We start from the raw sequence: 1,253 nt of genomic DNA, 5'->3' as shown, positions 1-1,253 counted from the left end.
GGAAGATTGTAAAATGAAGTTAGCCAAATAAAACTAAAAAAGTCATGTAAACTTTGTGATATATTAGTAATGACCAAAAAACCAAATTCACAAAGGAGATTTACATGACTTATTTAAATAATAACACAAAGATAAACATTAAAGGAAGCCATCTTTCAGAAAAAGAAATGGTTTTAATAGAAGCATATAAAGGCGAAGGATATAGCAATAGACAAATTGCTAAAAAATTGGGTAGAAGTCACCAAACAATAAACAACGCAGTTAAAAAAGCTAGCGTTATTCAAAAGAGACAAGTATCTCAAAATTCAAAAGTTTATGTTTATGAAGATGTAAAATACTTTGCTGATCTTAATCGTAGAATATATCTTGAAAATAGAAAAAACTGTGGTAGAAAACCTAAATTTTTAACTTGTGAAAAATTTTTAAAATGGGCAGATAAAAAGATTCTTGAAGAAAATTGGTCTGTTGATGTTTGCGTAGGTTATGCAAAAAGAAGTAAGCTTTTTAATGATAATGAAATCCCTTCAGTAAAAAGTATGTATAACTGGATAGATAAAGGTTTAATGGAAACAAAGAATATAGATCTAGAACTTAAACTAAAAAGAAAACCTAACAAGAACAACAAAAATAATAGAAAAAACAAGATGATGTTAGGAGAATCAATAGAAACTAGACCAAAAGAAATAGAAACAAGAGAAGAATTTGGGGACTGGGAAATAGATACAGTCATAGGAAGTAAGAAAAAGACAGATCCAGTAATAATAACATTAACAGAAAGAAAAACAAGATACGAGTTGATAATAAAGATAGACTCCAAAACAAGTAAAGCAGTAGAAGAAGGGCTTAGTTTTCTAAAAGATAAAAGCCCATTAAAAGAGCAAGTATTTAAAACAATAACATCAGACAATGGACTTGAATTCTCAAGCCTAACAAAAATATGTGAATATATAAAAATTTATTACTGTCACCCCTATAGTTCCTATGAAAGAGGAACAAGTGAGAATCAACACAAGTTAATAAGGAGATTCATAAAAAAGGGTGAAGAAATAGGTAAATACACAGAAAGACAAATAGAAAGAATAATGAATTGGATGAATAATTATCCAAGAAAGATTTTAGGATATATGACTGCTGAAGAAGCATTTATGAAGGAATTAAAGTTAATAGAAAAAACTTCCCTAGCTATCTAGGGAAGCCTTGTCACTTAGTTTACTTTATCATTCAAAAGTGGCTAACTTATTGTTGCAATTTAG

Annotated in this window: 1 protein-coding gene; it reads left to right on the top strand. The window is 28.6% G+C overall.

What is annotated here, in order from left to right; translation table 11 throughout:
• Positions 1-104: 104 nt before the first annotated feature.
• Positions 105-1,190, top strand: a complete 1,086-nt coding sequence (locus tag HMPREF9131_RS03775; protein WP_009345472.1) for an IS30 family transposase — start codon at positions 105-107, stop codon at positions 1,188-1,190.
• Positions 1,191-1,253: the final 63 nt, after the last annotated feature.

It is taken from the genome of Peptoniphilus sp. oral taxon 836 str. F0141, from assembly GCF_000179335.1.
GTDB classification, from domain to species: Bacteria; Bacillota; Clostridia; order Tissierellales; family Peptoniphilaceae; genus Peptoniphilus_A; species Peptoniphilus_A lacrimalis.
Note: the sequence above shows the minus strand (reverse complement) of the source record. Positions and strands in the feature narration are given on the sequence as shown.